The 19,710-nt window shown below is 64.1% G+C and carries 20 protein-coding genes and 2 tRNA genes; 7 read left to right on the top strand and 15 right to left on the bottom strand.

The window, feature by feature from the left end; all coding sequences use genetic code 11:
- Positions 1-284: 284 nt before the first annotated feature.
- Positions 285-371: transfer RNA gene (locus B0G57_RS27460), tRNA-Leu, on the bottom strand.
- A gap of 262 nt (positions 372-633) precedes the next feature.
- Between B0G57_RS27460 and rnr the strand changes: the two genes are divergently transcribed.
- From rnr to rpiA, 3 genes are read left to right on the top strand one after another with little or no spacing between them, the layout of a single operon-like run.
- Entirely contained in the window at positions 634-3,099 is a 2,466-nt protein-coding gene (gene rnr, locus B0G57_RS27455; protein ID WP_018442076.1) for a ribonuclease R, read from the top strand.
- A gap of 2 nt (positions 3,100-3,101) precedes the next feature.
- The gene (rlmB, locus tag B0G57_RS27450) at positions 3,102-3,851 is read left to right on the top strand and encodes a 23S rRNA (guanosine(2251)-2'-O)-methyltransferase RlmB (protein ID WP_018442075.1); all 750 of its coding nucleotides are present in this window, start codon (positions 3,102-3,104) and stop codon (positions 3,849-3,851) included.
- 17 nt (positions 3,852-3,868) lie between these two features.
- A complete protein-coding gene (gene rpiA, locus B0G57_RS27445; protein ID WP_018442074.1) occupies positions 3,869-4,561 on the top strand; it encodes a ribose-5-phosphate isomerase RpiA in 693 nt (230 codons plus the stop codon).
- 56 nt (positions 4,562-4,617) lie between these two features.
- Here rpiA and B0G57_RS27440 read toward each other — a convergent pair whose 3' ends face one another.
- Entirely contained in the window at positions 4,618-5,352 is a 735-nt protein-coding gene (locus B0G57_RS27440; protein WP_026229930.1) for a Crp/Fnr family transcriptional regulator, read from the bottom strand.
- Between the two features lie 1,145 nt (positions 5,353-6,497).
- On the opposite strand from B0G57_RS27440, the gene B0G57_RS27435 reads away from it, so the two are divergent.
- Positions 6,498-7,214 (top strand): FadR/GntR family transcriptional regulator, encoded by a 717-nt coding sequence (locus B0G57_RS27435; RefSeq protein ID WP_018442072.1) that lies wholly within the window; start codon positions 6,498-6,500, stop codon positions 7,212-7,214.
- A 91-nt stretch (positions 7,215-7,305) separates the two neighbouring features.
- On the opposite strand, the gene B0G57_RS27430 is transcribed toward B0G57_RS27435, so the two are convergent.
- The 9 genes from B0G57_RS27430 to B0G57_RS27390 form a co-directional block, all read right to left on the bottom strand.
- Positions 7,306-7,965 carry an amino acid ABC transporter permease gene (locus tag B0G57_RS27430; protein ID WP_018442071.1) on the bottom strand — a complete coding sequence of 220 codons (660 nt, stop codon included), beginning with the start codon at positions 7,963-7,965 and terminating at the stop codon, positions 7,306-7,308.
- A gap of 144 nt (positions 7,966-8,109) precedes the next feature.
- Positions 8,110-8,925 carry a transporter substrate-binding domain-containing protein gene (locus tag B0G57_RS27425; protein WP_018442070.1) on the bottom strand — a complete coding sequence of 272 codons (816 nt, stop codon included), beginning with the start codon at positions 8,923-8,925 and terminating at the stop codon, positions 8,110-8,112.
- 88 nt (positions 8,926-9,013) lie between these two features.
- Positions 9,014-10,063: a quinone-dependent dihydroorotate dehydrogenase gene (locus tag B0G57_RS27420; protein ID WP_026229929.1), complete on the bottom strand. Its 1,050-nt coding sequence runs from the start codon at positions 10,061-10,063 to the stop codon at positions 9,014-9,016.
- 90 nt (positions 10,064-10,153) lie between these two features.
- A complete protein-coding gene (locus B0G57_RS27415; RefSeq protein WP_018442068.1) occupies positions 10,154-10,987 on the bottom strand; it encodes an arginyltransferase in 834 nt (277 codons plus the stop codon).
- 53 nt (positions 10,988-11,040) lie between these two features.
- Positions 11,041-11,796, bottom strand: a complete 756-nt coding sequence (aat, locus tag B0G57_RS27410) for a leucyl/phenylalanyl-tRNA--protein transferase (RefSeq protein WP_018442067.1) — start codon at positions 11,794-11,796, stop codon at positions 11,041-11,043.
- A 42-nt stretch (positions 11,797-11,838) separates the two neighbouring features.
- Positions 11,839-12,384 (bottom strand): NUDIX hydrolase, encoded by a 546-nt coding sequence (locus B0G57_RS27405; RefSeq protein ID WP_026229928.1) that lies wholly within the window; start codon positions 12,382-12,384, stop codon positions 11,839-11,841.
- Positions 12,385-12,567: 183 nt separating this feature from the next.
- Entirely contained in the window at positions 12,568-12,699 is a 132-nt protein-coding gene (locus B0G57_RS27400; protein WP_018442064.1) for an MFS transporter small subunit, read from the bottom strand.
- Between the two features lie 11 nt (positions 12,700-12,710).
- Positions 12,711-14,108, bottom strand: a complete 1,398-nt coding sequence (locus B0G57_RS27395) for an L-lactate MFS transporter (protein WP_026229927.1) — start codon at positions 14,106-14,108, stop codon at positions 12,711-12,713.
- Positions 14,109-14,422: 314 nt separating this feature from the next.
- Positions 14,423-14,499, bottom strand: a tRNA-Met gene (locus B0G57_RS27390).
- Between the two features lie 92 nt (positions 14,500-14,591).
- On the opposite strand from B0G57_RS27390, the gene B0G57_RS27385 reads away from it, so the two are divergent.
- Positions 14,592-15,089: a heme-degrading domain-containing protein gene (locus B0G57_RS27385; protein WP_018442062.1), complete on the top strand. Its 498-nt coding sequence runs from the start codon at positions 14,592-14,594 to the stop codon at positions 15,087-15,089.
- A 38-nt stretch (positions 15,090-15,127) separates the two neighbouring features.
- Here the strand turns inward: B0G57_RS27385 and B0G57_RS27380 are convergent, their stop codons facing one another.
- Positions 15,128-15,325: a hypothetical protein gene (locus tag B0G57_RS27380; RefSeq protein WP_018442061.1), complete on the bottom strand. Its 198-nt coding sequence runs from the start codon at positions 15,323-15,325 to the stop codon at positions 15,128-15,130.
- Between the two features lie 198 nt (positions 15,326-15,523).
- On the opposite strand from B0G57_RS27380, the gene B0G57_RS27375 reads away from it, so the two are divergent.
- Positions 15,524-16,660, top strand: a complete 1,137-nt coding sequence (locus B0G57_RS27375) for an enoyl-CoA hydratase/isomerase family protein (RefSeq protein ID WP_026229926.1) — start codon at positions 15,524-15,526, stop codon at positions 16,658-16,660.
- Here B0G57_RS27375 and B0G57_RS27370 read toward each other — a convergent pair whose 3' ends face one another.
- The gene (locus B0G57_RS27370; RefSeq protein ID WP_018442059.1) at positions 16,661-17,089 is read right to left on the bottom strand and encodes a hypothetical protein; all 429 of its coding nucleotides are present in this window, start codon (positions 17,087-17,089) and stop codon (positions 16,661-16,663) included. It abuts the gene before it with no gap.
- Between the two features lie 145 nt (positions 17,090-17,234).
- Between B0G57_RS27370 and B0G57_RS27365 the strand changes: the two genes are divergently transcribed.
- On the top strand, positions 17,235-17,432 hold the full coding sequence (locus B0G57_RS27365; RefSeq protein ID WP_018442058.1) for a hypothetical protein: 198 nt from the start codon (positions 17,235-17,237) through the stop codon (positions 17,430-17,432).
- A gap of 57 nt (positions 17,433-17,489) precedes the next feature.
- Here B0G57_RS27365 and B0G57_RS27360 read toward each other — a convergent pair whose 3' ends face one another.
- Together B0G57_RS27360 and B0G57_RS27355 are read right to left on the bottom strand one after the other, a co-directional pair.
- Positions 17,490-18,707 carry an MFS transporter gene (locus B0G57_RS27360; RefSeq protein WP_083925707.1) on the bottom strand — a complete coding sequence of 406 codons (1,218 nt, stop codon included), beginning with the start codon at positions 18,705-18,707 and terminating at the stop codon, positions 17,490-17,492.
- 11 nt (positions 18,708-18,718) lie between these two features.
- Positions 18,719-19,708: a PRC-barrel domain-containing protein gene (locus B0G57_RS27355; protein WP_026229925.1), complete on the bottom strand. Its 990-nt coding sequence runs from the start codon at positions 19,706-19,708 to the stop codon at positions 18,719-18,721.
- Positions 19,709-19,710 lie beyond the last annotated feature (2 nt).

Genomic DNA, 19,710 nt, shown 5'->3' with positions numbered 1-19,710 from the left:
GACGACGCCGCCAGTCTCGTACGCCATTACGCCAAAATTACGCCAATCGCGTGATCGCAAAGAACAAGGAGCCCCGCAAGTCCTTGAAAACAAAAGGCCAAGTCACGAAGACTTGGCCTTTTGTTTCAATCCTCGGTGCCATGAGAGGACTGGGTCATACAAGCGCGACCCCGGCTGCGCTTGCAAGCGCAGCCTTTCGAGTCCTCGCGCAAAGTGCGCAGGCACTTTGCTTCCTGGGCGCAGAAATGAAAAAGGCCAGCTAACCGCTGGCCTTTTTTAAAACTTGGTGCCCAGAAGAGGACTCGAACCTCCACGGTGTTGCCACCGCTAGGACCTGAACCTAGTGCGTCTACCAATTCCGCCACCTGGGCAAGGTGTCGTGCAGCAAAGACCGTCATTATATCGGCCTCGTAATTGCTGTCAAGCGATTCGTCGGGTGAACGGCTAGCGGCTCCGGGCACCGTCCCATGCGCCGCGTTCGCGCCTCAACGCCCGTGAGCGCGTGGGCGCAACCATACATTGCCGCCCGCCAAAACCCGCGTCCGTCCGTCCTTTCCCGAGTGCTAGAATTGCGCGGATTGCCATGTCTGAACCACCGAGACAAGAACAAACCACCAATATCGATCAGCGCCCTTGAGCAAATATCCGTACCCGATCCCGAGCCGTGAAGAGATTCTCGGCGTGCTGCGCACCAGTGACACGCCGGTTACCGCAAACGACATCGCCGAGAGTCTGTCGATCAAGCGCCAGGAGCGCGAAGGCTTCTTCAAACGTCTCGGCGCCATGGAGCGCGACGGCCAGATCCGTCTCGACAAGCGCGGCTACTATCAGCTGACTCACCCGTCGAACTTCGTGGCGGGCCGCGTACAGGGCCATCGCGACGGCTACGGCTTTGTCGTGCGCGACGACGGGCAGGACGATCTATTCCTGCCGAACGCCGAGATGCAAAAGGTCATGCACAACGACCGCGTGCTCGCGCGGATCGTCGGCTACGATCGGCGCGGACGTCCCGAAGGCCACGTCGTCGAAGTGACCGAGCGCGCGAACAAGCGCGTGATCGGACGGCTGCTCAGCGAGAGCGGCGCGCTCATCGTCGCACCGGAAGACAAGCGGATCGCGCACGATATCCTCGTCACGCAAAACGTCAAGAAGGCGAAGGTGGGCCAGGTCGTCGTCGCGGAGTTGACCGACTTCCCGAGCCGCCATTCGCAGCCCCTCGGCCGTGTGATCGAGGTGCTCGGCGACATCGACGACCCGGGCATGGAGATCGAGATCGCCGTGCGCAAGTACGGCGTGCCGCACGAGTTCAGTCCGGAGGCACTAGCCGAGTCGGCCAAGCTGCCCGACGAGGTGCGGCTTGCCGACCTGCGCCATCGAGTCGACCTGCGCGACGTGCCGCTCGTCACGATCGATGGCGAGGACGCGCGGGACTTCGACGATGCCGTCTACTGCGAGCCGATGAAGGTCGGCCGCGTCGACGGTTTCCGTCTCATCGTCGCGATCGCGGACGTGTCGCATTACGTGCAACCGGAAACGGCGCTCGACATCGATGCGATCGAGCGCAGCACCTCGGTCTACTTTCCGCGCCGCGTCATTCCGATGCTGCCGGAGAAGCTATCCAACGGCCTGTGCTCGCTCAATCCGCAAGTGGATCGCTGCGTGCTCGTCTGCGACATGGTCATTACAGGGCGCGGCGAGATCAAGGGTTATCAGTTCTATCCGGGCGTGATGCACTCGGCGGCTCGGCTTACCTACACCGAAGTCGCCGCGATCCTCTCCAATACGAAGGGGCCGGAGGCCGGTCGGCGCGCCGCGCTCGTGCCGCAGCTGCAGGATCTTTACGCTGTCTTCAAGGCGCTCTTCGCCGCGCGGCAAAAGCGCGGCGCGATCGACTTCGACACGACGGAAACGTACATCGTCTGCAACGCGCAGGGCAAGATCGAACAGATCCTGCCGCGCCAGCGCAACGATGCCCATAAGTTGATCGAGGAGTGCATGCTGGCCGCGAACGTCTGCGCGGCCGACTTCTTGAAACGCAACAAGCACCCCGGTCTTTATCGCGTCCATGCGGGCCCGACAGCCGAAAAGCTCGAGAACCTGCGGACGTTCCTGCGTGGCATGGGCCTCACGCTCGGCGGCGGTGACACGCCTCATGCGAGCGACTACGCGGCGCTGATGGCGCAGATTCGCGACCGTCCCGATGCGCAGATGCTGCAGACGATGCTGCTGCGCTCGATGCAGCAGGCCGTTTACAGTCCGGACAACATCGGCCACTTCGGCCTCGCGTACGACGCCTACGCGCATTTCACGAGTCCGATTCGGCGCTATCCAGATTTGCTCACGCATCGCGCGATCTACGCGATTCTTTCGGGCCGCAAATATCAACCTCGCGCGCCCGAAGGCGTCGTGTTGAATACGGCGCTTTCGCCGCGCGCACGGGCGTTGCAGCAAGCCGACGAGCAAACAGCGCGTCCGAACGGCCGCACGAATACGGCCATCTGGGAAGAGCTCGGGCTCCATTGCTCGGCGAACGAGCGGCGTGCCGACGAAGCCTCGCGCGACGTCGAAACGTGGCTCAAGTGCTATTTCATGCGCGACAAGCTCGGCGAGGAATATGGCGGGATGATCAACGGCGTCACGTCGTTCGGTATTTTCGTCCAGCTCGACGCGCTCTTCATCGAAGGCCTCGTTCACGTCACCGAGCTCGGATCGGACTACTTTCAGTACGACGAAATCAAGAACGAGCTGCGCGGCGAACGCACCGGTATTCGCTATCGGCTATCCGATCGCGTCCGCGTGCAGGTGAGCCGCGTCGATCTCGACGCGCGCAAGATCGATTTCCGTCTCGTGCGCGATACGCCGATGAAGTCGGCGATCGCAGCCCGGCCCGCGCTCGTCGAGCGCTCGGTTGGCGAGACCACCGACATGGGTCCTCGCGTGCGCTCGCTGACGAACGACGAAAGTGTGCGGCGCAAGAAGGCTGCGCCAGGCAAGTCGGCGGCGGTCAACGAAGCGCGGGCGGCGCGGGTCCAAGCCGCGAAAAAGCGGGGTGTGGCGCCGAAGCCGGCTGCCAAGGCACGCGCGCGCAAGAAAAACTGAATATGGCACGTCTCAAAGTTCTCTACGGGTTTCATGCGGTGACGGCGCGCTTGCGTCACGATCCATCGACGGTCGAGGAAGTTCTCTACGACGCCACACGGCGCGATCGTCGCATGCAGGACTTCCTGCATACCGCGAAAGAAGCGGGCGTTCGCCTGATCGCGGCCGACGAAACAAGGCTTTGGGGGCTCGCGCATACGGAGCGCCATCAAGGTGTCGTCGCTCGCGCGACCGATCTGCCGCTTGCGCAGAACCTGGCGGAACTGCTCGACGGAATCGAAGGTCCCGCGCTTTTGCTCGTGCTCGACGGCGTGACCGATCCGCACAACCTCGGCGCATGTCTGCGCGTGGCCGACGCCGCGGGCGCGCATGCGGTCATCGCGCCGCGCGATCGCGCCGTCGGGCTCAATGCGACAGCGGCCAAGGTGGCGAGCGGCGCCGCCGATACGGTGCCCTATATTACGGTCACGAATCTCGCACGAGCGTTGCGCGAGCTGAAGGATGCCGGGGTATGGGTCGTCGGGACGGCAGGCGATGCCCCGGCCGGTCTCTACGCGACGAAGCTCGATGGTCCTGTCGCCCTCGTCATGGGCGCCGAAGGCGAGGGCATGCGGCGCTTGACTCGCGAGACGTGCGACGAGGTCATGCACATCCCGATGGCCGGCACGGTCGAAAGCCTCAACGTCTCCGTGGCAAGCGGCGTCTGTCTGTTCGAGGCCGTTCGGCAGAGGGCGGCCAAGCCACTTCCCTGATCGATGAACTGTTTCCCATGAATCAAGACGAACTGAAGCGCCTCGTCGGCCAGGCAGCGGCCGACTACGTCAACACGCATGTGCCGGAAGGCTCGGTGATCGGCATCGGCACCGGCTCGACAGCGAACTGTTTCATCGATGCGCTCGCCGCGCGCAAGGATCGCTACCGCGGCGCCGTATCGAGTTCAGTCGCAACGACGGCACGGCTCGAGCAGCATGGCATTCGCGTGTTCGACCTCAACGAGATCGAATCGCTGCCGATCTACGTCGACGGCGCGGACGAAATCGATGCGAGCGGCGCGATGATCAAGGGCGGCGGCGGCGCGCTCACGCGCGAAAAAATCGTCGCGTCGGTGTCCGATGTGTTCGTCTGCGTCGCTGACGCGTCGAAGCGCGTTGAGATGCTGGGCCGGTTCCCGCTGCCCATCGAAGTCGTCCCGATGGCGCGTACGGCGATCGGCCGTCGCGTGCTGGCGATAGGCGGCGTGCCCGTGCTTCGCGTGCGGCAGGACGGCACCCCGTACGTCACGGACAACGGCAACGAGATCATCGACGTAAAGGAGCTACGGATCGACGATCCGCGCGCGCTCGAAGCCGCGATCAACGGATGGCCGGGCGTCGTGACCGTGGGGCTTTTCGCCGCGCGTGGGGCCGATCTTTGTCTGCTCGCTTCGGACCAGCGTGTCGAGACGATTGACTATCGCAGCTGAGCGCGGTCCGATCCGGGGATGGTGCGTGCGTCCCGGCGTGCCCAGAGCCTCACGTTTCAAGCCACCGTATTCGTCTGACGCAGACTCGGGAGCAGCCGGTCGAACTCGCGCTTGACGAGACCGTAGCATTCACATGCGCGCGATTCGAGCCCTTTGCGGTCGAGGACCTTGATGTGGCCGCGGCTGTGATAAATGAGCCCTTCCTCGTGGAGTTTGCCGGCTGCCTCTGTGATGCCTTCACGCCGCACGCCGAGCATGTCGGCGATCATCTGCTGAGTCACGGCCAGCTCGTTCGTCGCTGCGCGATCGATCTCGATCAGTAGCCAGCGACAAAGTTGCTTGCTCAACGAGTGATGGCGGTTGCATGCCGCCGTTTGAGCGACTTGAGTCAGAAGCGCTTGCATATAAAGCAACATGAGCCGTCGCAGCAGGTCGGACCGTGCGATTTCTTGTTTCAGTTGCTGCGCGCTCATGCGGTAGGCGAACCCGGCGCATTGGACTTGCACGCGGCTCGGCATCGTTTCTCCGCCCGTCAACACTTGCACCCCCGCCATGCCTTCTCGGCCCACCGCGGCAAGCTCGACCGAGCCGCCGTCCTCCATCATCGACAGAATCGAGATGATGGCTGTCGTCGGAAAGTAGACGTGGTGGATCTTGTGGCCGCAATCGCAGAGCAGCTGTTCAGTGCGAAGATGAACAAGCTCGAGATGCGGCGTCAGCGCTTGCCACTCGTGCGGCGGCAGCGCGCCGAGAAGGTGGTTGCCGTGAAGGTCGGATTGTAGTGTCAACATGATCGGTCCTCGAATGAATGCCACGTCATGCGCGAAGCGCACGTGCTCTTGCGGCTCATCGTTGCTCGGGCCGGTAACGGTTAACGGCTCGTACTTCCGGGTTATTTTGCGAAGGAGCCAAGATTCTTCGCGAAGTACCCACCCCCGTTCCGGCGTTGTTTGCCTCTCCCTGGCCGTGGCTGCCACGTCGTCTGTGCGGCAGCACTCAGTTGCGGGCGAGGTTCAGCGAGGATCGTGCCAAGCCCCGGTATGACGGCGTCGGACAAGGCAGCGGCTATGTTGCGGCGCGGTGCGTTGAGATTCCGCCGCCTTTTTGTTTCAAATCTGCACAATCGCGATGGTGGATGGCGGTCCTCACAAACCGCTTCGAATCGGTGAGCTAAGCGCTTGACCGGATTGGCATTTCCCTGTGCCACGCGGGCCTCGGCGAGCCGCTGGCAACGGCTCGATGCACGATCCGAGAGGAGGGCGGCCGCGTTGCGAATTTGATTCAGTTATGTTGCATCGGTCACATTGGATGCCCCGCCAGCACCTCTTCTTTGACCCGCGAAAGCCGCCTGCAGCAAGGGGAAGGGGCGGATTGGCCGGTTCAAACGCGACGTATCGCGGCGTGCGAACGACTGGGAGCAAACGCCATTTGATGGCGTAGCTTGTCGGCATGCTTGTAAAAAAACGATCGCGGCGCGAGTGACTCATTGTTGAGACGTGCCGAGTGTTGGATGCCGAATAAGGTTTCGCGCGAGTGTCGGGTCGCTAGCAACAATGAGTGCGATTGCGAACGGAAACCCCTTTGTCCGAGACGTACCGTGCAACATGACGATTCGTCTTACCTGGGCCTGTGGCTCGTCGCTGCGTGTATGAAACGCGGCCATCGTGCAGTGTTCATTCAAGCAGCGCTCGTCGTCGAATTGGGAACCGCATTGCATAGTACTGCGAAGTAATTTGTGAGGGTGTGGAGTCGCGGCGCGTGCCACCGTTGAAGCACATTCGGCATCGGTACGATCAGAGGGATAACCCTGTCAGGCGTTTCCCAATAGCGTATCGAATTTGGTCGAAGCACCGTATTCATATACCCGAAAGCGCTATGCGAGGGTTTTGAAACGAAACAGCAAGGACAGGCGTCGGTCGGCGCATCGGGGGAAGTCATGGAGCAGGGCAAGGACCGTTCACTGGTCAGCAAGGTAATGGACGGGCTCGTCTCAGGGATCGTCGAAGAAAAATATGGGGCGATTCTTCCGCCGCAAGACGTGCTTTCGAAGGAATTCGACGTCAGTCGGACCGTCATGCGCGAAGCGTTGTCGATGCTGCTCGCGAGGCACATGTTGGACGTGCGTCCCAAAGTCGGCACCCGGATCCGGTCGATGCGCGACTGGCGGATGATCGACGAGGACGTCGTCAACTGGCGGTTTCGCGCTAAGCCCGATCCGCTTTTCATGCGCGACGTCATCGAGTTCCGGATGCTGATCGAGCCTCGCGCGGCCGCCCAGGCAGCCGCGCGCGCGAGCGTGGCCGATGTCGCCGCGATCCGTGAGGCGTTCGATCTGTTCAAGGGGCTCGCCCCCGGCGATACGGGCTACGCGTCCGCGAACGAACTGTTGCATACGCGCATCGTCCATGCGAGCGGCAACCAATTCTTTCAGCAAATGGCAGCCATCATCCGTGGAGCCTTGCAGGCGACGCAACCTATGCTCGCGGAGAAGGCCGGCGCGTGGGAAATATCCGTGCAGACACACGAGCGCCTCGTGTCGGCGATAGAGCGGCGCGACCCCAAGGATGCCGAAGCCGCCGCGCTCGCCCTCATCGAGTTGGCGGCCGACGAGATCAGTCGCGAGTTCGCCGTCGAGGTGCCGAGCCGGCATTAGCGTTCAGCCGCCGGCCGGGTCCGTCCGTCCCGATGCCGGCCCGCGCGCGGCGCACTCAGGCGAGTTCGCGCGGCGTTAGGCATGTCGACAGTCAATGGCGCGTCGGCAGCGCGAGGCGTCGTTCATACCAGTGCTGCACCCACTCCAGGACCTGACAAAGGACCCAATAGACGGCCGCGGCCGCGAGGTAGAGCGGTAGCGGTTGATAGGTCGTCGCGATGATCTCCTGGGCGCTGCGCAAGAGCTCCGTCACGGTGATGACCGAGACCAGCGATGTATCCTTGATCAGACTGATGAGGCTGTTCGAGAGGCTCGGCACGGCGATGCGCAGCGCCTGCGGTCCGATCACGTAGCGCAGCGTCTGCCGCCGCGAGAGCCCCAGGCTATATGCGGCGAGCCATTGGCCGCGGTGAATGCCGTTGATCGCTCCACGCATGCTTTCGGACAGATAGGCCGCCACGTTGGCCGAAAGCGCGATCACGCCGGCCGGCGTCGGATCGAGCGAAAGGCCGACGCTCGGCAGGCCGTAATAGACGACGAAGATCTGTACGAGCAGCGGCGTGCCGCGCATGATGCTGACGTAGGTACGAGCGATCCCGACGAGCGGCTTGCGATGGCTGATGCCCATCAACGCGATGACGGTGGCGGCGAGAAGGCCGAAGATCATCGAAAGCACCGCGAACTTGATCGTCAGGACGGCGCCCTGCGCGAGCGCGGGCAGCGATTGGGCGAGCAGGGAAGTCGTGGACATGACGTGGCTTTGTTATCTCGTACTCAGCGTATTTAACGTGTAGCCGGCGGACGTCGATACGGAGGTGGGGACACATCATATACGCGCCAATACGAAAGGGCGGCATCGCTAGATGCCGCCCTTGCATGGTTCAGCCCTGAGCTCTTATTTGCTCGTGGCCGAGGTGCTCTCCGTCGGCTTCGTTACGTCGATGCCAAACCACTTCTCGGAGATCTTCGTGAATGTGCCATTCGCCTCGAGTTGCTTCATGGCGTCGTCGATCGCCGCGGCGAACTTCGGATTGCCCTTGCGGAACGGGATGGCCGACGGCGTGCCGCCCGACACCTGGGCGCCCGCGCGCAGCGGCAGATCCGATCCCTTCAGCAGGTAAGCCACCATCAGCTTGTCGTTGAGTGCGGCGTCCAGGCGTCCGGCCGCGAGATCGCGAAGGTATTCCGGCGCGCCGGGGTAGGTCTTGACGTCGATGCCGGGAACGGCCTTCGCCATCTGCTCGTAGTTCGTGCCGAGGCCGAGGCCGAGCTTCTTGCCCTTCAGGTCATCGAGCGATTTGAACTGGCGCGTGTCGTTCTTGCGCTGAATCAGCTCGGCACCCGAGTACGTATAAGGGGGCGAAAAGTCGAGCACTTTCTTGCGCTCGTCGGTGGCGCCGACCTGGTTGACGATCACATCGAATTTGCCCGCCTGCAGACCGGCGATGATCCCGCTCCACTCCGTCGTGATGAACTCGGGCTTCAGCCCGAGCTTGGCAGCGACGGCTTTCGCGATATCGACGTCGAATCCGACGAGATCCCCTTTGGCGTCTTTGGAGTCGAACGGGGGAAACGTTCCCTCGAGGCCGATGCGCAGCGTCCCGCGCGCCTTGACCTCGTCGAGCAACTCGGCGGCGTGGGCAGTGGCCGCGACGAAAGCCGCTCCGATCAGGCCAGCCGTCAGGATCTTCTTCAACGTCGTTACTTTCATTCGGGTCTTCTCCTTGCCTCGCAGGCATCGATGTGGGGAGCAATCATAGCGATAAGTCAATCGCCTTTTAAATATCGTTTGCCTATTTCTATATGACCGGTGCTGGGGCCGCTCTCTGAGCGATCGCCTCGACGCACTCGCCCACGAGGGCCGGTCCTCGATAGATGAAGCCCGTATAGAGCTGGACGAGCGACGCACCGGCGGCGAGCTTCGCGACGGCATCCTCGCCAGAGGCGATACCGCCCACGCCGATAATGGTCACCGCGCCGTCGACCCGCTCGCGCAGCTTCGCGATGACTCGGTTCGAAGCCTCGAACACGGGCCTTCCGGACAGGCCACCCGTTTCTTCAGCATGCGGCAGGCCCGTGACCGCCGCGCGCGAGAGCGTCGTATTGGTTGCGATGACACCTTCCACGCGGTGCCGCAACAGCGTATCGGCGATCGAATCGATCTGCTCCTCATCCAGGTCGGGCGCGATCTTGAGCGCGAGCGGCACGAGTTTGCCGTGCAGATCGGCGAGACGCTGTTGCTTGTCCTTAAGCGCGCCGATCAGCGCATCCAGCGCGCTTGCGCCCTGCAGCTGACGCAAGTTTTTGGTGTTCGGCGATGAAATGTTGATCGTGACATAGCTCGCGAACGGGTAGACGCGTTCGAGGCAGTACAGGTAGTCGTCGGCGGCGCGCTCGATGGGAGTATCGGCATTCTTGCCGATGTTCAGGCCGAGCGGGCCGCGGTAGCGAGCCGCCTGGACGTTCTTGACGAACTGATCGACCCCACCGTTGTTGAAGCCCATGCGATTGATGAGCGCACCGGCCTCGGGCAGCCGGAAAATGCGCGGACGCGGATTCCCGGGCTGCGGACGCGGCGTGACGGTGCCGACTTCGATGAAGCCGAACCCGAGCGCGGCGAGCCCGTCGATGCAGGCGCCATCCTTGTCGAGGCCGGCCGCGAGCCCGACGGGATTGCGGAAAGCGATGCCCATCGCGGTACGCGGCAGGTCGTGCACGTGCGTCGCAAGCAGTTTGGCGAGCCCGGTGCGGCCGGCCGCGCCGAGCGCGCGCAGCGTCAAATGATGAGCGTCCTCCGCATCCATGCGAAAGAGGCGGGTGCGGGCGAGCGGGTAAAGGGAGCTGAGCACGTCGAGTTGGCGGCGAAAAAATGAAGGCGCGCTATTTTACCGGCTTCCGTGCGCGAGCCCGAGACGCGCCGCAGCATCCATCGCGATGCGTCAGCCGCGCCGCGCGCGCCATGCCGCGTCGACGGGGGGCAAGCCGCCCTCGGCGGCCCCCGTGGCCGGATCGAGCCGGGTCCAGCGGCCGTCGGACAGCCCCTCCAGCGGCCGGAAATTCGCTTTGTAGGCCATTTTGGGGCTCTCACGGATCCAGTAGCCGAGATAGACGTAGGGCAACCCCAGGCTGCGCGCCTGTTCGATCTGCCAGAGGATGTTGTAGGTGCCGTAACTGGTGCCCGGCGCGTCGGGCTCGAAGAACGTGTAGACCGAGGACAGCCCGTCGCCGAGAATGTCGATCATGCTGACCATGCGCAGCACGCCCTGTTCGGCCACCGCCATTCCCGGCGCGGCCGCGGCCGGTTCGCGAAACTCGACGAGGCGCGAATTGATCCGGCTGTGCAGCAGGAACTGCTCGTACTGATCGCGGCTGTCGCGGTCCATGCCGCCGCCCGCGTGACGCGCGGCCTGATAGCGCATGTAGAGCGCGTAATGCTCTTCGTCGTAATGCAGCGGGGAAACGGTCGCGGCGAGGTTCGCGTGCTTTTTCCAGACGCGCCGCTGCGTGCGGTTCGGCGAGAAAGCTTCAACGGGTACGCGCACCGGCACGCACGCGCGACAGCCTTCGCAATAAGGGCGATAGGTAAAGACGCCCGAGCGGCGGAAGCCGGTTTTGACCAGCTCGGTATAGACGTCTGAATTGATCAGGTGGCTCGGCGTCGCGACTTGCGAGCGCGCAATGCGTCCCTCCAGATAGCTGCAGGGATAGGGCGCCGTTGCATAGAATTGCAGCGCGGAAAGGGGGGATAACGGCAGCTCGTTGGGGTGCGTCATTGCGGCTCTCGAAGCATCGTCCCTCTCAATCTTATGCAAGCCGCTCCGATGCTTCAGCGGGCTTGGTCGCTTTGCGCGGCGTTCGGCAGCACTTGGAGGAGAGCCGTCTTTTCGAAGCGCCACGGAATCGGAGCTTCGGCGACGGCCGCCCGCACGTGCGCCACGAAGGCCTTGCGCGCGATCTCGCGACCGCCGAGCGACGCCAGATGCGACGTATTCTGCTGGCAGTCTATCATTTCTACCCCGTGGCCGCGAAGGTGCCCGACCAGGGCGGCGAGCGCGATCTTCGACGCGTCGCTGACCTCGGCGAACATCGATTCGCCGAAAAACATGCGCCCGAGCGAGACGCCGTAGAGCCCGCCGACGCGTTTCCCGTCGAGCCATGTTTCGACGCTGTGCGCTTCGCCGACGCGATGCAAGGACGAATAGGCGTCGATGATTTCCGCGGTGATCCAGGTGCCGCGCTGCCCGCGCCGGGGCGCTTGCGCACAGGCGCGCATGACGCCGGCGAAATCGTGATCGACGCGAATCTCCCAGCGCGCCTCGCGCAGCACGCGCCGCAGGGTCTTGCGTAGCGACGGCGAGACTTTGAACTCGCCGGGCACGAGGATCATGCGCGGATCGGGGGACCACCAAAGGACGGGCTGTCCATCCGAATACCAGGGAAATATGCCGCGGCGGTAGGCATCGACGAGACGCCAAGGCAGCAGATCCGAGCTCGCCGCGAGCAGGCCGGGCGCGCCGCTCACCGGGCCCAGCGCGTGCTCGACGGGCGGGAAGGGATCATCGGGTCCGAGCCAGGGAACCATCGGCGAAGTACGTTTTGGAGGGTAGATCGACGGTCGGCGAGATCAGCCTTCGCGCAGCGAGCGGAAGATGTCCCCGGTGTGCAGGCCGTAGCTGCCTACCGAGCGATCGGCGAAGAAAAAGCGCAGCGTCTGCCCGACCGTGGGAAACGCGATGTCGTCCCACGGAATCTCGCCTTCGTCGAAGAGCCGAACTTCGAGACTTTCCTCGCCCGCCTCGATGTCGATATCGAGCAGGCGCGCCAGATAGAACAGATGCACCTGGTGGACGTGCGGCACGTTGAGCAGCGAGAAAAGGTGCTGAACCTCGACGCGCGCACCGGCTTCCTCGAGCGTTTCGCGCGCGGCGGCTTCGGCCGTCGTCTCGCCGATTTCCATGAAGCCGGCAGGCAGCGTCCAGTAGCCGTAGCGCGGCTCGATCGCACGACGGCACAGCAGCACCTTGTCTTCCCAGACCGGCACGGTGCCGACTACGTTGCGTGGGTTCTGGTAGTGCACGGCCCCGCAGTTCTCGCAGACGAACCGCTCGCGATTGTCTCCGGGCGGTATGCGTAGGCTGACAGGGTGGCCGCAGGCTGAACAGAATTTCATGGATAGCGCGCGCTTGAGGGTGATGGGAGTTTATCACCGGGCGCAGCACGCGCCGCATGGCGGCGGCGATTCGGACGGAAGCTCCGGCGCGCAGCCGCCTTATCGGGGCCGCGATGCCGGCACGAAAACCTGGTTGCAGAACCGGAGTCGAGCGCGAAGCGCCGACCCGGTGGAATGACGGCGTCAGCTGAACAGCTTCAGCGCTTGCCGCAGCGTATTGACGACGCCCCATGCGAGCGGGATCAGGACATACGCCCAGAAGACGACGATCGCGATGCGGTTGGTCCGATGAGCGGCGGTCGGTGGAGTGCTCATGAGTCGTCTCCTTACAGTTCTTTCGCGAGCTGCGCTTCGGTCATGTGGTGCTTCTCATCCACGCGCGTGACGAGCAGGTTGCAGATGAAGCCGATGACGAGCAGGACCGCCATGATGTGGACCGTCATCGTGTAAGCATCGGCTTTCGCCACGCCGTGAGCGACCTCGTAGGCGCGGATGTAATTGACGAGCACCGGGCCTGCCACGCCCGCGGCTGACCATGCCGTCAACAGCCGGCCGTGGATGCCGCCGACGAAGGCGGTGCCGAACATGTCGGCCAGATACGCGGGTACGGTCGAAAAGCCGCCGCCATACATCGACAAGATCACGCAGTAGGCCAGCACGAAGAGTGCAATGTTGCCCGCGGCCGCGAAACTCGGCACGAGATAGTAGAGCACCGCTCCAAGCACGAAAAAGACGAAGTAGATGTTCTTGCGACCGACCCAGTCGGACGCGGACGCCCACACGAAGCGTCCCCCCATGTTGAAAAGCGAGAGCAGGCCGACGAAGCCGGCCGCGGCCGCGGGCGTCACCGTGTTCTTGAAGCTTTCCTGAATCATCACAGACGCTTGCCCGAGGATACCGATGCCGGCCGTCACGTTCAGGAAGAGCACGAGCCAGATCAGGTAGAACTGGCGCGTCTTGAGGGCCTCGTCGATATGAACGTGGTTGCGCGTGATCATCTTGTGCGACGTGTCGGGCGGCGTCCATCCGGCCGGCTTCCAGTCGGGCGCCGGCACGCGGATCGCGAGCGCCCCGATCGACATCGAAATGAAGTAGGCGATGCCGAGCACGACGAACGTCTGTGCCACGCCGACGCTCGTCGCGCTCTTGAAGTGACTCATCAGCGCGACGGAGAGCGGTGCGGCGATCATCGCGCCGCCGCCGAAGCCCATGATCGCCATGCCCGTCGCCATCCCGCGGCGATCGGGGAACCAGCGAATCAGCGTCGAGACAGGCGAGACGTAGCCAAGGCCGAGACCGATCCCGCCTATCACGCCATAGCCCAGGTAGAGGAGGACGATCTGGTGCAGCCACACGCCGACAGCCGAGACCAGAAAGCCGCCGCCGAAACAGCATGCCGCCGTGAACATCGTGCGGCGCGGGCCGGCATGCTCGAGCCACTTGCCGGCGAAAGCGGCGGACAGGCCGAGGAACACGATAGCCAGCGAGAAGATCCAGCCGAGCGTCGTGAGCGACCAGTCGTCCGGCGCCGATTGCGTGATGCCGATCACCTTCGTGAGCGGCCCGTTGAAGACAGAGAAGGCGTAGGCCTGCCCGATGCAAAGATGCACGGCAAGCGCCGCGGGCGGCACCATCCAGCGCGAGAAACCCGGGCCCGCGATGGTGGCCTGCTTCGAAAAAAACGAGGGCGAGCCAGCGGATGGCTCGGTAATGCTACTGCTCATCGTGGTCTCCTGCATGTCGTCCGGAACGGGCTGTCTGTGTGGATTTTTGTTCTCACGAGACAGACGCACTGCCTCGTCAACGATAGGGGGACGGAAAGCGATACGCAATAGGAGCCGGTACTACATAAAGGTCTGGCCGCAGGGATGGCGGCGATGTAACAGCAGGGCCTGCCCGCTGATTTTGCGCGCTCGCGACGAGGGCGCTCGGGTGACTCTCTATAGACCGGACGGGTGGGTTCGCGCGAAAACAAAAAAGCCCGAAAGCGAATGCCATCGGGCTTTTCCGGATTTTGGACGACGGTAGAAGGACTGCTTGGTTGCGGGGGTAGGATTTGAACCTACGACCTTCGGGTTATGAGCCCGACGAGCTGCCAGACTGCTCCACCCCGCGTCCGTCGAAAGAGTGATTATAGGGGAAAACGAGTACACTGTGCAAGCCCGATTTTGCGAAGCGTCGGCCAATCAGCTCAACCAACTTACGCCATGGATATCGACCACGACTTGAACACGATCGCGACGCAGGAACAAACCCTTGTTTTCCCGCGCTTCGATGCCGCCCGCGCGTGGCAGATCGGTGCTTTTCTGCACGAAATCGCCACGGCGCGCGGGCTCGCGCTCGCGATCGACGTCTCCACGTTCGGTCAGCCGCTCTTTTTCAGCGCGCTCGAAGGCGCGACGCCCGACAATGCCGCATGGGTACGTCGCAAGCGCAACGTCGTCGCGCACTTCAGACGAAGTTCGTACGCGATCGGCCTGCGTCTTCAACATGCCGGCGCGACGCTCGCCGATAAGCACGGCCTGCCTGTCGAAGATTACGCCGCGCATGGCGGCGCGTTTCCCCTTACCGTGGCCGGTGTCGGAGTCATCGGTTCGGTGACCGTTTCGGGCTTGCCGCAGCGGGCCGATCATGAGCTCGTCGTCGAGGCGCTTTGCGCGGAGCTCGGCCACGACTACGCGCTGCTCGCATTGGCAAAAGTTTGAACGGCGGGGCGGCGCAAGCCGCTCTCGTTCTTCTCCTTCTATTTCTCTTTAACCTCGACGCGTACGCCGGTGTGGGCCACGATGCGTCGGCTTTCTTCGCCGGTGCGCTCGGATGCATCCTCCCAAAGGCTGATGGCTTTGGGGATGTCGATCCCCTGATGTTCCGCGCGATCGAACCAGGCGGCGGCCGCGGCCGTTTCGTCGACCTCCCGGTCGTCAATGAAGTACTTGTGCATAGTGGGTCATGGAGCTGAATGGGAACGAGCGCGGATACCCGCGCCCGGACGGGAGCGATCGAAAGCAAGCTTGCAGGCCGCCGACATCGCCTTTTCGCAGTCGCAGCAAGAATCGAGCGCGTGCATCGTTATCACGGCTCCCCGCCCACCGCCGCGCGTGCTACCGTTGGCATTTCCCACGTAACCTCGACGTTTCCCATGCCCACGCCTGCGTCCGGTGGAATTGCTTGCGACGAGTTGCAAACCCGAGTGGTCAATCGAATCGGCTTCATCGAGCTGAACCGTCCGCGCGCGCTCAATGCGCTTTCGTTGCGGATGATCCGCGCCATGCGCACGGCGCTCGACTCGTGGCGTGACGATGCCAGTGTGCTCGCCGTCGTCGTCCATAGCCCGCATGCGCGCGCGTTTTGCTCCGGGGGGGATCTCCGCGAGCTGCACGAAGCCGCGAAGCGCGGCGATACGGCCGCGCGCGACAGCTTCTTCGCCGAGGAGTACTTGCTCGACCATGCGATCTTCATCTATCCCAAGCCGTACGTCGCCTTGATGAACGGCATCGTCATGGGAGGGGGCATGGGCATTTCGCTCGGTGGACATCGCACCGGCGGTCTGCGCGTCGTGACCGAGTCGACGCGCATGGCAATGCCCGAGACGCGTATCGGTTTTTTCCCCGACGTTGGCGCGAGCTGGTTTCTTGCGCGTACGCCTGGCGCGATCGGCCCCTATCTCGCGGTCACGGGCATGACGATCGACGCGGCCGACGCGCTTTACGCGGGACTGGCTGATGTTCGCATCGACGAGGCGGCGTTGCCCGGCCTCCTCGACCGATTGCGACACGAACCGTTCGTTGACGGCGCGAGCGTCGTCGACAGCGTGAGGCGGGTGGCCGAGTCGGCGCCGTGCGGCGCCGGTTCTCGCGCGACCAGTTCTCTGGCCGCTTCCCGCGCATGGATCGATCGCCATTTCGGCCAACGCGACGTCGCGCATATCCTCGCGTCGCTCGAGAGTGAGCGAGGGGACGGCGCGCGCGAGTGGGCAGCCGAAACGATCGCCGTCATGCGAGAGCGCTCGCCGCTGTCGATGGCGGTTTCGCTCGAAGTCGTGGCGCGCGCGGAAGGATCGATGGCTGAATGCTTGCGGCGCGATCTCGATCTCACGCGCTCGACGTTCGAGCGCGGCGATGCCGTCGAAGGCGTGCGAGCACGCATCATCGACAAAGACAATCGGCCCCGCTGGCGTATCGCTCGCATCGAAGACGTGACCCGCAGCGATGTCGAGCGCATGTTCGTCAGCCCCTGGTCCGCCGGCGATCACCCGCTTCGCCGGCTGAGCGGCTGATTATTCGTCGGTCTCAGTTTCGGACATGAAGGCGCGCATGAAAACGAGCGCGCCCCAGCCCCATGCCGCGTTGGCAGCGAACCCTTCTGCCAGGGGCGGCAACATGTTGCCGCTCGGCCAGATGCCGCGTACCGGATCGACGACGAAGATGCGAGCAGCGGTAAGCGCGATGCCCCCAAAAAGACAAGCCTGAACCCACGGCGCCACGCGTTCGGGCGATACGCGCAGGAGCCAGGCCATCAAGACGGCCCAGACCGCGCTCCACAGTGCGTTCGCGACGAATTCGGGGATGCCGAGCGGTGCAAACGGTTCGGTCGAAAATCCGCCCGTCGAAATGAAGCCGGCAGTATGCAAGAGGCCCAGCGTGGCCTCGCGAAAGAACAATGCGGCAAGAAAGCCGGAAAGGAACGGAAGGATGACTTTTTGCATGAATTGAGCCGGGGCGGCCGCAGGGAGGGCAGCGGCTCGCGGCCCGCGATGGTCGGAAAACGAGCGACATTATAGGGGCGCGCCCCGCCCCGCGGGCGAAGTGCTAGCATGGTTTCAGCACTCGTATGCCAGACAGGAGACGGCCATGTCCAAATCCTTGAGCCCGGAAGCTATCGAAGCGCTTCGGCGCCTCAGCGAGGTCGGAGTCGGGCAGGCGCCACCGCTCGTCTCGATGGCGGTAGCCGCCGAACTGCTCGGTGCGGGGCTTGCCGACGAGAACAGTAGCGGCGCCGTCGAGATCACCTGCGAGGGGAGGAAGTATCTGTCGGGCGATTGCGATTAGGCCTGCGCTCGTTTTGATTCCCAAGTGAACGGGCCGAGCCTCGCCGCGTTGCGCGCGTCACGACGAGGCGGATGGCTCGCCTTCGCCCTCGGAGTCCGCTTCGGCCGCATCACGCGTTTCAGGCAGCGCTGCCCACACCAGGAACACGGCGAGCGCGCCTGCCGCGGCAAGGCAAAGGAAGCTCGCCGTGTTGCCGAAACGGTCGGCGACGAATCCCGCGACGAGTGTGGACAACGTCGCGCCGATACCGGCCGTGAGGCCGAAGAGCCCGATGCAAAGGTTGTAGTGCCCCTTGCCACCCGCGACGTCGGCCGCGATGAGCGGCAACATGACCCCGAACACGGCGGCGCTGATGCCGTCGAACGCCTGGATCGGCGCGAGCAGATAGGGGCTCGAGATGCTCGCGAGCAGCAGGGCCCGAACGGGCAACGCGGCGAACCCGAAGATCAGCAGCGGGCGCCGGCCCCAGCGCTGCGCCGAGCGCCCCACCCAAGGCGAGAGGGCCGCCACGACGATCTGCGGCACGATGATGCAGGCCGCGATGATGAGTTGGACGTTGTCGCTCATGTGCGTCGTCACTTCGCCCGCGGCGAGGTTGAGCATCGCCGCATTCGACAAGTGAAAGAGCGCGATACAGGCGGCGAAAATGAGCACGCGCTTGTCGCGCAGCAACTCGCTCATGCTGCCGCGCTTCTCGGGCGAAGTGGGCATGCCGGGTGCGTCCCCGACCGGCTCGATCAGCGACAGCGCGAGCAGCGCGGGAAGCGTCAGCCCGGCGGTCAACCAGAACACGCCACGCGCCGACGAATACTCGCCGACGGCGCCCATCAAGCCCGCGGCCACGGCACTGCCGATCGATGCGAACCGTGCGTTGCGGCCAAGCCGATCGCCGAGCGCATGGCGACCCACGAGTCCGAACGAGATCGCCGCGATGGCCGGCGTGAGCATGCAACTGGCGAAGCCGTGAAAGACTTCAGCGGCGAAGACCGGGATCAGCGTTGGACTCGCCGCGAGCAGCAGGGCGCAAGCCGCGATCGCAAGGATCGCGGCGGTGCCGGCGGCTTTCTTGTTGCGCAGGGCATCGATCAGCGCACCCGCGGGGACTTGGCTCAGCATCGCCGTGGCGGTGCCGACGCTGAGGGCGATGCCGATCTCTCCCTGCGTCCATTTGTTCGTCGTCAAATACGACGCGATGAACGGGCCAAAGCCCGTCTGGACATTGGCGAGAAAGAAATTCAGCCAGTCGAGTGCGCGAAGACTGCGTAAGGTTGCCATCTGCGCGTTCGTCACCGTGAAGAGGCTGTGCTCGTGGCCGCGGGCTTTGCCGGCGGCGGCGCGGGCGAGACTGCGCGTACGGGCTGCTCCGGCTCGTAGCTCGGCGCCGCCTCGACTTGCGCATCCGAAAGGTCCGCCTGGACGGTCAGCCCGTCGTCCTTATTTTTGCGCACGAAGCGCAGCGCCGACCAGTCCGCCGCGATTCTGCGCCGCTGGTGGATGAGGCTGCCCACGTCGAGCACGGCAGCTTGCGGCGCCGCATGGTTGTCGATGAGCACATCCGTCACGCGGCCGACGCGCGAGCCGTCGCCGCGCTCGACCGTCGCGTCGATGAGCCGCAGCAGTGGTGCATCGTCATGGGTGGCGCTCGCCGAGGCCGGGCCATGTTTCTTCAGGGCCTCGGCCGCCGGCGGCTGTCCGCGCGGCACAGAGAGCGTGATTGCCGTCTTTTTCGGCGCCATGTTGAACGTGAAGGCGCTCCAGGGGAAACGGACCTTCCGATCGCCGATTCCCATGAAGCCCGAAAGATTGACGAGCATTTCGATCGGCTCGCCTTCCTTGTCGACGAACATGTCGATGGCGCGGCCGATGACCTTGCCGTCGGGCCGCTGCACGCGCGCGTCGAGCAGACTGCGCGTATCGTTCGACGACAGCAGCCGCGTCGTGACGATCGGCGCTGGTGCGACGGGTGCGGGAGGCGGCGGCGTCTCGGCCGGCGGAGCGCGATGCGGCGGCGGGCGCCGATGCACGGGGCGCGGCGGCGCTTTATGAGTCTCGGGCGCTTCCGCGTGCGCGGAAGGCGGGTTTGCGGGCTCGGGCGCCGACGCTTCGGAAGCCGCCTCGGGAGGCGATTCGGTTTCGGGTTCGGGCGACGGGGCGGGCTGCTCCGTAACCGGCGGCGGCTTCGGAGCGAACCAGGTGCTGCAACCGGCAAGGACTGACAGCAGTATCCAGGCGAGAATCCACCGGATCACGTGTTGACGGGGAACTCCGCCGCTCATCG

Source organism: Trinickia symbiotica (assembly GCF_002934455.1).
Lineage (GTDB): Bacteria > Pseudomonadota > Gammaproteobacteria > Burkholderiales > Burkholderiaceae > Trinickia > Trinickia symbiotica.
Note: the sequence above shows the minus strand (reverse complement) of the source record. Positions and strands in the feature narration are given on the sequence as shown.

Bases quoted from the DNA above. Each gene is read 5' to 3' on its own strand.
- rlmB (WP_018442075.1), top strand. From the start codon at position 3,102: ATGGCACGTCTCAAAGTTCTCTACGGGTTTCATGCGGTGACGGCGCGC.
- rpiA (WP_018442074.1), top strand. From the start codon at position 3,869: ATGAATCAAGACGAACTGAAGCGCCTCGTCGGCCAGGCAGCGGCCGAC.
- B0G57_RS27440 (WP_026229930.1), bottom strand. From the start codon at position 5,352: ATGTTGACACTACAATCCGACCTTCACGGCAACCACCTTCTCGGCGCG.
- B0G57_RS27435 (WP_018442072.1), top strand. From the start codon at position 6,498: ATGGAGCAGGGCAAGGACCGTTCACTGGTCAGCAAGGTAATGGACGGG.
- B0G57_RS27430 (WP_018442071.1), bottom strand. From the start codon at position 7,965: ATGTCCACGACTTCCCTGCTCGCCCAATCGCTGCCCGCGCTCGCGCAG.
- B0G57_RS27425 (WP_018442070.1), bottom strand. From the start codon at position 8,925: ATGAAAGTAACGACGTTGAAGAAGATCCTGACGGCTGGCCTGATCGGA.
- B0G57_RS27415 (WP_018442068.1), bottom strand. From the start codon at position 10,987: ATGACGCACCCCAACGAGCTGCCGTTATCCCCCCTTTCCGCGCTGCAA.
- aat (WP_018442067.1), bottom strand. From the start codon at position 11,796: ATGGTTCCCTGGCTCGGACCCGATGATCCCTTCCCGCCCGTCGAGCAC.
- B0G57_RS27405 (WP_026229928.1), bottom strand. From the start codon at position 12,384: ATGAAATTCTGTTCAGCCTGCGGCCACCCTGTCAGCCTACGCATACCG.
- B0G57_RS27400 (WP_018442064.1), bottom strand. From the start codon at position 12,699: ATGAGCACTCCACCGACCGCCGCTCATCGGACCAACCGCATCGCGATC.
- B0G57_RS27395 (WP_026229927.1), bottom strand. From the start codon at position 14,108: ATGAGCAGTAGCATTACCGAGCCATCCGCTGGCTCGCCCTCGTTTTTT.
- B0G57_RS27385 (WP_018442062.1), top strand. From the start codon at position 14,592: ATGGATATCGACCACGACTTGAACACGATCGCGACGCAGGAACAAACC.
- B0G57_RS27380 (WP_018442061.1), bottom strand. From the start codon at position 15,325: ATGCACAAGTACTTCATTGACGACCGGGAGGTCGACGAAACGGCCGCG.
- B0G57_RS27375 (WP_026229926.1), top strand. From the start codon at position 15,524: ATGCCCACGCCTGCGTCCGGTGGAATTGCTTGCGACGAGTTGCAAACC.
- B0G57_RS27370 (WP_018442059.1), bottom strand. From the start codon at position 17,089: ATGCAAAAAGTCATCCTTCCGTTCCTTTCCGGCTTTCTTGCCGCATTG.
- B0G57_RS27365 (WP_018442058.1), top strand. From the start codon at position 17,235: ATGTCCAAATCCTTGAGCCCGGAAGCTATCGAAGCGCTTCGGCGCCTC.
- B0G57_RS27360 (WP_083925707.1), bottom strand. From the start codon at position 18,707: ATGGCAACCTTACGCAGTCTTCGCGCACTCGACTGGCTGAATTTCTTT.
- B0G57_RS27355 (WP_026229925.1), bottom strand. From the start codon at position 19,708: ATGAGCGGCGGAGTTCCCCGTCAACACGTGATCCGGTGGATTCTCGCC.